The following is a 9354-nucleotide window of genomic DNA, read 5'->3' as shown; positions in this document are numbered from 1 at the left end:
GCGCTGAACAAAATGACGAAAGCAGGTATGCCTGAAAGCGTGCGTATTGCCTGAAAACACAACCCGCTACGGGGGAGACTTACCCGAAATCTGATTTATTCAACAAAGCCGACATATATTCAAGCCTATCTCTTATCTGGAGATATAGCTACTGTCCGGTGTTTCAGGGGGCTACATCATGACATGACTCCGGCTGAATTCATCCGAAGTCTCCGGAAAGACGAAGATCTCTGATTTAGCACTGCACTGATTTTGTGCCAGGGTCACATAATTAAATTCCTTGTCATGAGATATGGATATTTCTTTTATGTTCATTGTCGTTTCTTTATCAAGATGGAAAGTTACTTTTCTAAAGCTAAACATGCTTACTATCATTAAGTTTTTTAATGAGATAAATTGTATTCTTTTCGATACTGACGAAGTTTAAATAGCGTCAGGGTATTCAAGTAGTTCTCCTCGTTATGCCCTTGGTATATCTTAAATTGAACCTTACAAGGGAGATGTTCCTGAAGGTGTTAGGTCGAGTCTACTATTTTTCAAAGCATGATTCACATTTATGATTATATATCACTTGAAAAAAATACATGACAATATTTCAACGAATTTGTTTGAAAAGTATTTAATAAACCATATCGTTGCTTATTATTTTGTGGATGTTTTATTTTAAACATTCCCAATTTATTCCTTTATGGATAGGTCTGCATATCTTGCCCGCACGACTATTAAACAAAAAGAACATGATGCGCACTATGGTTCACAGGCCCCGATATCATTGAAGACTCCGAGCCCCTGCTCGTTCGTCTCCCCCCAAAGATAAAAGTAACTTTTGCGGCGTAAAGTGCTTCAGCCCTGATGTTCTTCATCCTGGGATTTTAATACTGACCCATTAACCGGACAGAAATCATATGAAATTTTATTTTCGTCGCCGTGCGCTACGTGAAATCTGACGTACTCACCCATCCGTTTTTCTTCAGATTTCGCGTAGCGCAACCTGAACGAAAACCACAAGAAAAGTAACTTTTGGACTGATTTATAAGCCGGTTACTTCCATTTTGAATATTAACATTACATTAACACATGGAATAATGTTAATTATCCTAACTGTAAATAGCATGTTGCATACCTCTTGAAGCGATGGAAAAATGAGCAGATTTCTCATTATTCCTGAATCCATACATTTTTATTGTTTTTATAGCAAAATACTGAAACCTAGTTTTATTTATTATGTATCAATTTTATAATTAATTGATGTTATTTTATCGCTATTGATATTTGTCATGGTAACTATAACCAATGTAATTAAATCATATTCATCTAAATGTGACAGTGTCACGCTACATGCATCTGGCGAGACCCATTTATCGTTAAAAGAAGTTCACTCCCATAATGAAACCTGAGCTTCTTATTTGCAGATCGTATGTGGATGTCTTTAGGTGCAGGAAGGAAAGTGATGCAAGCATGATAACCGGCAAAGGGGCTGCTACTGCTCCATATTCAACAAACCACCCCTGGTAAGTTGAATCCTTTGCCGGTTTTACTGACAATACCAGATAAGTTAACTTTTTCCATCCGATTTTGTCTTCAACATTTTGAATTCAAGATTTTTTCAAATGGGATGCTTTCACAGGGCAACAACGGTTTTCAAGTATCTCGGATCATCATTCTTCATAAAAAATAGCTAAATAGCGATTTCACGTATTTCGCCATGAAAAAGACAAGCTATACTGAAGAACAGATTGCGTTTGCGCTGAAAAAGGCCGAAACCGGCACTCGCATCGGGAAAGTCTGCCGAAATATGGGCATTTCTGAGCCCACTTTTTACATCTATGGACTACCTCCGTTTTGCAAGTAATGAATCTGGTTTGGGGTGTTGCTTACATCTATCCGGCATCAGGAAAATAAGTAATTTTATATCTTACCGACAGTCGCCCTGTATTCTGATACCGTCAAAATGGATCATCCTGACTGACCTCAACGCACAACGCCCGGATCCATTGATGCGCCGGATCGCGATTCTAGGCCATGCTTTTCGTAAAGCATGGTACTTCCAGTGGCATATCCACAATCACCAGATAATCATCTTTGCAGGCCAGACGACGCGGAACCACGGCAATCATGGAAGGGTGTATGAGCCGTCGCGGTAACTGTCACGATAACGCGGTTGCAGAAAGGTTTTTCAGTTACTGAACCGAGAGCGCATAAAGAAAAGATCTACGGGAGGCGTGAGAAGCCCGCAGCGAAATTTTTGATTACATCGAATTTTTTATAACAGTAAGCGTCGACATGGGTCGAGCAATCAGATGTCACCGACAGGATATGATAACCAGCATTATCAATGGCTCGGAAGTGTTTAGATTATCCGTGGCGATTCAAATGGAAGCCACGTGAGAACCTCAAAAGCACCATCGTACACTAAATCAGTAAGTTGAGAGCATTACCCAAAACTCAAATAGCACTATATACAATCACTTTATTACGCCCCTCTCCCTTTGCTTGATAAAGAGCATCATCAGCATTTTTCAGCAAAAAGTCGATCCCACTAAGGGGATCAGTTTGCGTTGCTACACCAGCAGATATGGTGACACGCAAGTCATTAGTAAAAACAGTACTTTCAATAACACTTCTGATACGCTCCGCAATACGCTCTGCTGTTACTACTGAAGTATTCGGCAGAAAAATAACAAACTCTTCACCACCAAACCGGCAAACAATATCTTCACTACGGCAGCAAGAATTAATAACATGAGCCAAAGAAATAAGCACCTCATCTCCGACCCCATGCCCGAAGAAATCATTTATCTTTTTAAAAAAGTCAACATCAATAGCAATAACTGAAGCCCCTGAGCCTTGCGTGTAATCCTTTGTTTTATTCGAAAACCCCAATCTATTATTTACACCGGTTAGGGGATCTTTTACTGCCACTTCATTTAGAGTGTTAACCCTTTTCATCATTACCTTTACATTCGTTAAAAGTGCCTTTTTAAGGCGGTCAGCTTCGGCATACCAAGCATTGATACCTTTAATATAAGTCAGCGAGGACTCTATATCTTTAGCATTGGTAGATATAGCAAGATTTTCTAAAGGAATTGATATTTGGGATGCAATGAAATATGCAACAACTGAAAACACAACTATTATTACAACTAGCAGCACAAGCACATTTTTAGCATAATTAATAAGAATAGTGGTCACGTTGTCAGCATGACTATAAACAAACACATTCCAGTCAGTATTTTTCATATGAGCATAACCAAGAAGATACTTATGCCCCGAAGAAAAAAAGGTACCATCGCCTCTTTCAGACGAAGCTAACTTTGATTTCAAATCATCAGGCATAACCATCGGTCGACCAACAACACTGTTATCTTTATTAAAGATCACATTACCATCATCACTAACGATGGTAATTTCAGTGTCGCCATTAAAAAAATGCCTACTCAAAACATCGCTAAATAAACTCTGTTTTTTTAGATATATAGACCCGCCGATATACCCTATGTAATTACCACTCTTAGCATAAATAGGATGTGACAACAAAACAATCAAATTCCCAGCAACTGATTTGTAAGGTTGCGATATAAATGCCTTTTTGCCATCAATAGCCAATCTACTGACACTTGAGTTCAAGTGAACACCAACTAAATCAAGTGATTCTGGAGAAGTTGCCAGAACAACAGCGTCATTACTAACAACAATAACTGAATTAAACATGCCGGACTGCAATCTTAGCCTATCAGCCTCATTTTTAAGATGTTTAACATCAGTCGTTGATTCAATTTTCTTTGCGCCATATGCTAGTTCGCCCTGAGCCATTTCAATATAACCGCTCATTACATCCGACATTTTCATAGCGTACGATGAATTAGCATCAAGCAAATCTTTTTCTATATTTTCGTGTTGATAAAACATAATGACAACTATCATAAAAATAGAAGTCAAAAAAATACCACCAACGGACAAGGTTATGACTATCGGACGAAGGTGAGGCTTTTTAATTCTCATAAAAATACACTCCATATAATTAAAAAATGCCGCATTTACCATAGCAGCCCTTAGCTGCACCGCTCCGGACGTGTTCAGCACGACTGCATAGCATGCAGTCGTGTGGATGGCACTGGTTTTCGAGGCAACTTAGCTGAAAGCCCTGTTTTAACCGGTTTGTCACAGCGTCGGTCCATTGTACGTCCGATACCACTGCGATATTTTCAGTTTTAGCGCTTTATGATGCTGCGCTGCTCGCTCAAACTCTGCATCTGCGTTCTGAAGGCCTTGACGCGCTCGCTCAGCGCCACGTCCTACCGTTGCATAAGACCAGACATAGTACGCTATTCCGCGAAGGCGTACTCCTACTCGTCCTGATCTTGACCCGCCGTTTCTGGACAGCTTTTGTATCTTAAGTTAACGATGTGCACTGCTACAGTTGTTCCCTTTGAGAGTGGTATCCCAGCGCGCTGTGCGGGTGGTTTTCATTGTTATGCTTGAATGCTGCTGCAAGGTTTCACAGGGCTGTTCTCAATCCTGTTTTGGCATGAACGCGATATAGTCTTCTTTCATCGTTTTCACGAACCTCCGCGTTTCATACGTGGTATACGCTGAACCGTTGTCCGTCAGCCACTGCACTGGTGTGTCCGGCAACATGTCGCCGATGCGCTTTCAGAATCACATCCCGCACCGTCGAACTGTCATAACCTCCCGTGATTGCTGCCCAGTCTATGCCCCCACGGTCGCAGAAGTCCAGCGCGAACGTGACCCGCAGTTTTTCACTCTTGTCGCAGACGAATTCAAAGCCATCGGAACACCTGAGCATCTCGCTTTCTGCTAACGAGATTTTGGCCTTATGTCTACGCTTCGGTCGCTCTGGCTTGTCATGCATATACTCGCTCATTATCCTGTAAAACCTTTTGGCGTTTACTGCTGGTTGTCACTCTGTCTGACTTTGCTTGCGCCGGATGCCCCACTCGCGTCGATAACCATAACTCGGTTTATCACTGATAATGTTGAGGAAAGCCGACAGTATTCCGCGTCTGCGTCGTCATTACGCCGGTTACTGCGCCTGTCCTACCAGCCGGCAGAACGTTTCGCTGCGCACACGACACACCCATGGCGCGGCTGACACGGGCTATTCCCCGTCTTTGGCAACAAGAACGCGTACGCTATCCATTTTCGCGACTGACCATACTCCACGGCTTCTTTCAGGATCTCGACTTCCATCGTCTTCTTGCCCAGAAGGTACTGAAACTCCCGGACACTGCTTCAGTGTAGATATGATCTAAGAAGCAGGAACGACTTCTTCTCCGGGCGCAATGGCGGTAAGGTAGCCTTCCTGATTTTGCTTCTTCCACTTAAACAGAATGCTGGGCTGAATACCGTGCAGGCGGGCGGCATGGGAGACATTCATGACTATATCAATAAATTTCTGGAGTGTACCGGGATGAGAGGCGGTGTAAGTGAACTTCAGTCGCCATGCTTTACAGCAGTTAGAGCAGAGATAGCGCTGATGTCCGGCAGTGCTTCTGCCGGGCCAATAACCTGGCACCGAGCATGAGCCGGCGTGGCAACTGCTGGGATAATGCGGTGGCCGAATCGTTCTACAGTTCACTGAAAAAAGAACGCATCAGGAAGAGAATATACAAAACCCGGGATCTGGCCCGGGCGGATATCTTCGATTACATTGAAGTGTTCTACAACCGGGCCCGTCGCCACAGTCACCTCGGCGGCGTCAGTCCGGAGGCCTTCGAACAGGCCTCATCGTGAGAACAGAATTTGTCTACGGGCGTGGGGTCAGTTCATTCATGGGAGAATCCTGCTTCAGCATTTAGGCTAAGCGATCGTTGTGTCAGCACTTCCCTTCCTTATCGCCTTCGTCTGTTTTGGTGTTTTCGTGTGATTGTGTCTTCGGCTTTTCAATATACGTGTTCACATTCCGGGCTTGCCGTACTCCTCTCGTCCCCACTGCAACGCAGTATTAATCAACCTCTCCAGCAGTTGTTGCGCCTGCTGCCCTTTCTCCGGAAGATAAGCAAAGCTCTCCTCATCCATATAGCAGCACTGGGCCATTTCTAGCTGAACTGCATGAATATGGTTGACGGGATCGCCATAGTGACGGGTGATATATCCGCCTTTAAAGCGGCCATTGAGTATCCGGCTATACTGCGGGAACGCACTGCAGCTTGCCAGCAGCGCCTGGCTGAGCTGCGTCGAACAGCTGGCGCCGTCCGCCGTACCAAAGTTCAGATCCGGCAGGCGCCCTTCAAACAAGCGCGGCACCACGGATTTGATCGAGTGCGCATCCCACAACAGCGCATAGCCAAATTTCTCACGCAGGCGTGCCAGTTCAGCGGCAAGCGCCTGGTGATAAGGCTGCCAGACCTGTTTTAGGATCGCGTCCTTCGCCGCCGCGTCAGGCGCACCGCCCGGCACGAACAGGGCTTCTCCGTCAAAAAAGATATCGGTAAACAGCCCCGTTGTCGCCGTGCTGTAAAGCGGTTTATCATCCGCCGGGCGATTGATATCCACCACATAGCGGGAATAGCGGGCGCATAACGTGCTGGCCCCCATGTCCGCGATGGTCTTATAGAGCAAGGGAATATGCCAGTCGGTATCTTCCAGACGCTTCGCTCTCGGCGTGAGTCCCTGGTCGACTTCGGGGGTTAATAACGTTCCCGGGTGGGGCATACTGACCAGCAGGGGCAGGTTCCCCTGCCGCAAATCAAACGCCTTAATCACAATAAACCTCCTTACCTTGATAAATCACCTGTTTCGAAAGGGAGCCTCCCAGCCAGTAGCTTAGCTCCGCCGGATGAGCGATATCCCACGCCACGAAGCTGGCCTCTTTTCCGGCTTCCAGAGAACCGCAAACTGTATCCAGCCCCAGCGCCTTCGCGCCGTTAAGCGTCACGCCAGCCAACGCCTCTTCCGGCGTCATGCGGAATAGCGTACAGGCCATATTCATCATCAGACGCAGGGACAACACCGGCGAGGTGCCGGGATTTAAATCGCTGGCGAGGGCAATCGGCACCCGGTACTGACGCAGCAGATCCAGCGGCGGTAGCTGTTTCTCACGCAGGAAGTAATAGGCGCCCGGCAGCAGCACCGCCACCGTCCCATGGCGTGCCATTACGGCGATATCTTCTTCGCACAAATATTCCAGATGATCCGCCGACAGCGCATGGTAGCGAGCGGCCAACGCCGCCCCATGCTGTAGCGTTAGCTGTTCAGCATGGAGCTTCACTGGCAGCCCCAGTTCCCGGGCCTTCTGAAAGACCCGCTCCACTTGCGAGGGCGAAAATGCCAGGTGTTCGCAGAACGCATCCACCGCATCCACCAGCCCTTCCTGATGCAGTTCCGGCAGCAGTCGTTCGCAAATATAGTCAATCCAGGCATCCGCCCGCTCCTGATACTCGACGGGCACCGCATGGGCCGCCAGGCAGGTACTGCGCACGGTCAGCGGCACTATGTCGCCTAAACGGCGGATCACCCGCAGCATTTTACGTTCGTTAGCCAGATCCAGGCCGTAGCCGGATTTGATCTCCAGCGCCGTTACGCCGTCCCGGCACAGCTCCCGGATACGCTGCCGCGCGCTCTCCAGCAACTGGCTTTCGCTGGCCTGTCGCGTGGCGTTGACTGTACTGGCGATCCCACCGCCGCCGGCCGCGATCTCCGCATAGCTCGCCCCGTTGAGACGCATTTCAAATTCCCGGGCCCGGTCGCCGCCAAACACTGCGTGGCTATGACAATCCACCAGTCCCGGCGTGACCACCCTGCCCTGCAAATCCACCTGCTGCGCAACGGGCAAGTCCGGCATTTCTGCCCGGTTCCCGACCCATAACAGCACTGCACCGTCGGTCAGCATCGCGCCATCGTCAAGCAACTGATAATGCCCTGCGGCCATGGTGGCGATCCGGCAGTGGTGCCAAAGGGTATACATGATGCTCTCCTTTAACGACTGATGGCGGCGACAGCCGCCGCGGACGGCGCTTTGCGCAGGACATAGTAGAGCCCCGCCGGAAGCGCCAGCCCAATGAGCCAGGAGATATCGATACCGCCCAGCATCTTCACGAATGGGCCGGAATAGAAGCCACTATCAATAAACGGCGTCTGTACCGCCACTCCAACGAGATAAACCCCGAGCCCCGTCACATTCCACGCCCGATATTTCCCGTTCGGATCGTTCAGCGCCTCCATGTCTATCGCCTGATGGTTGAAAAAATAATAATCCACCAGGTTAATCGCGCTCCACGGGGTAAAGAAAGTCAACAGGAACAACAGGAAGGATTTAAACGCCGACAGGAAAGAGTGTTGCCCGATAATCGCGATAGCGGTCGCCAGGGTAATAATCATCGCCAGCACCAGCAGACGTACCGACTGGCTTACGCGCACTCGCTGCTTCCCGCAGCTGTACACCGTCGCCAGGCACATCAGGCTGCCGTAGGCATTCAGGGTATTGATCGTCAGTTTACCAAACGCGATGCTCAGATATAACAGCGTGGCAATCGCGCCGGTGCCGCCCAGGCCGACGATATAGTCCACCTCATGACCGACCAGTTTTCCCTGAGAGAGAGCGGCAGCCAGCACCCCGACGGTCATGGCGATTTGCGCGCCAATCACCGAACCGCTCCCGACGGCGAAAAAGACCTTCCCGGGAGAGGTGCTGCGCGGCAGATAGCGGGAATAATCGGCAACATAGGGGCCAAAGGTGATCTGCCAGGAAGCCGCAAGGCCGGTGGCGGTTAAAAACGTACTCCAGCTAAAGGGTCGGATACTCAGCAGGTCGCCAATAGCCGGAAAGGAACTGATTTTCCACAGCAGGTAGATAAACGCGATAATCCCCACCAGGCTCGCCAGCTTACCCAACAGGTGGATCAACCGATAGCCGACGTAGGCGATAACCAGCGTGGCGGCAGCAAAAAACAGAATGCCGCTGGTTTCCGTAGTATGGAAAACCGCTGAGATCGCCTGGCCGGACAGCACCGCCCCGGTGGCGATAAAGCCAAGGTACATCAGGCAGACCAGCAGAATCGGCAGGCAGGCGCCGTAGACGCCGAACTGTACCCGGCTGCTGATCATCTGTGGTATCCCCAGCTGCGGTCCTTGCGCGGCATGCAATGCCATCACAATCCCACCGGCAATCTGCCCCAGCATAAGACCGGCCAGCGACCAGAAAACATCCCCGCCGAATACAATAGTTAATGCGCCAGTGACCATGGCGGTGATTTGCAGGTTAGCCCCCAGCCACAGGGTGAACTGGCTAAAAATGCTACCGTGGCGTTCACCGTCAGGGATGGGTTCAATAGAACGTGTTTCGATGTATGTTGTGTTGTTATTATTCATGGCAGCACTCCGGTGAGGCGAAGG

At 48.5% G+C, this 9354-nt stretch carries 4 protein-coding genes and 4 pseudogenes; 3 read left to right on the top strand and 5 right to left on the bottom strand.

Annotated elements, in window-relative coordinates:
• Window positions 1-1705: 1705 nt before the first annotated feature.
• Both ACQUTI_RS24505 and ACQUTI_RS24500 read left to right on the top strand, forming a co-directional pair.
• Window positions 1706-1822 (top strand): annotated as a pseudogene (locus ACQUTI_RS24505) (transposase); the annotation flags it as partial.
• A 305-nt stretch (window positions 1823-2127) separates the two neighbouring features.
• A pseudogene (locus ACQUTI_RS24500) lies at window positions 2128-2354 on the top strand (IS3 family transposase); the annotation flags it as partial.
• Window positions 2355-2445: 91 nt separating this feature from the next.
• Here the strand turns inward: ACQUTI_RS24500 and ACQUTI_RS24495 are convergent.
• Window positions 2446-4002, bottom strand: a complete 1557-nt coding sequence (locus ACQUTI_RS24495) for a sensor domain-containing diguanylate cyclase (RefSeq protein ID WP_428923396.1) — start codon at window positions 4000-4002, stop codon at window positions 2446-2448.
• 412 nt (window positions 4003-4414) lie between these two features.
• Window positions 4415-5401, bottom strand: a pseudogene (locus tag ACQUTI_RS24490) (integrase core domain-containing protein); the annotation flags it as partial.
• A 101-nt stretch (window positions 5402-5502) separates the two neighbouring features.
• Here ACQUTI_RS24490 and ACQUTI_RS24485 point away from each other — a divergent pair.
• Window positions 5503-5754: pseudogene (locus ACQUTI_RS24485) on the top strand (IS3 family transposase); the annotation flags it as partial.
• A 162-nt stretch (window positions 5755-5916) separates the two neighbouring features.
• On the opposite strand, the gene hutG reads toward ACQUTI_RS24485, so the two are convergent.
• Genes hutG through ACQUTI_RS24470 form a run of 3 tightly spaced genes read right to left on the bottom strand, consistent with a single transcriptional unit; the run spans window position 5917 to window position 9330 of the window.
• Window positions 5917-6726, bottom strand: a complete 810-nt coding sequence (gene hutG / locus ACQUTI_RS24480) for an N-formylglutamate deformylase (RefSeq protein ID WP_080861652.1) — start codon at window positions 6724-6726, stop codon at window positions 5917-5919.
• Entirely contained in the window at window positions 6719-7927 is a 1209-nt protein-coding gene (gene hutI / locus ACQUTI_RS24475) for an imidazolonepropionase (RefSeq protein ID WP_080861649.1), read from the bottom strand. Before hutI ends, hutG begins: the two co-directional genes overlap by 8 nt.
• Before the next feature lie 11 nt (window positions 7928-7938).
• Window positions 7939-9330, bottom strand: a complete 1392-nt coding sequence (locus ACQUTI_RS24470; protein WP_080861647.1) for a purine-cytosine permease family protein — start codon at window positions 9328-9330, stop codon at window positions 7939-7941.
• Window positions 9331-9354 lie beyond the last annotated feature (24 nt).

The sequence above is a fragment of the Klebsiella sp. 7-CIP_Kleb. genome (assembly GCF_050378655.1).
In the GTDB taxonomy this organism is placed as follows: Bacteria; Pseudomonadota; Gammaproteobacteria; order Enterobacterales; family Enterobacteriaceae; genus Klebsiella; species Klebsiella quasipneumoniae.
Note: the sequence above shows the minus strand (reverse complement) of the source record. Positions and strands in the feature narration are given on the sequence as shown.

Excerpts from the sequence above, each read along its gene's own strand:
- ACQUTI_RS24470 (WP_080861647.1), bottom strand. The coding sequence starts at position 9,330 with ATGAATAATAACAACACAACATACATCGAAACACGTTCTATTGAACCC.
- hutI (WP_080861649.1), bottom strand. The coding sequence starts at position 7,927 with ATGTATACCCTTTGGCACCACTGCCGGATCGCCACCATGGCCGCAGGG.
- ACQUTI_RS24495 (WP_428923396.1), bottom strand. The coding sequence starts at position 4,002 with ATGAGAATTAAAAAGCCTCACCTTCGTCCGATAGTCATAACCTTGTCC.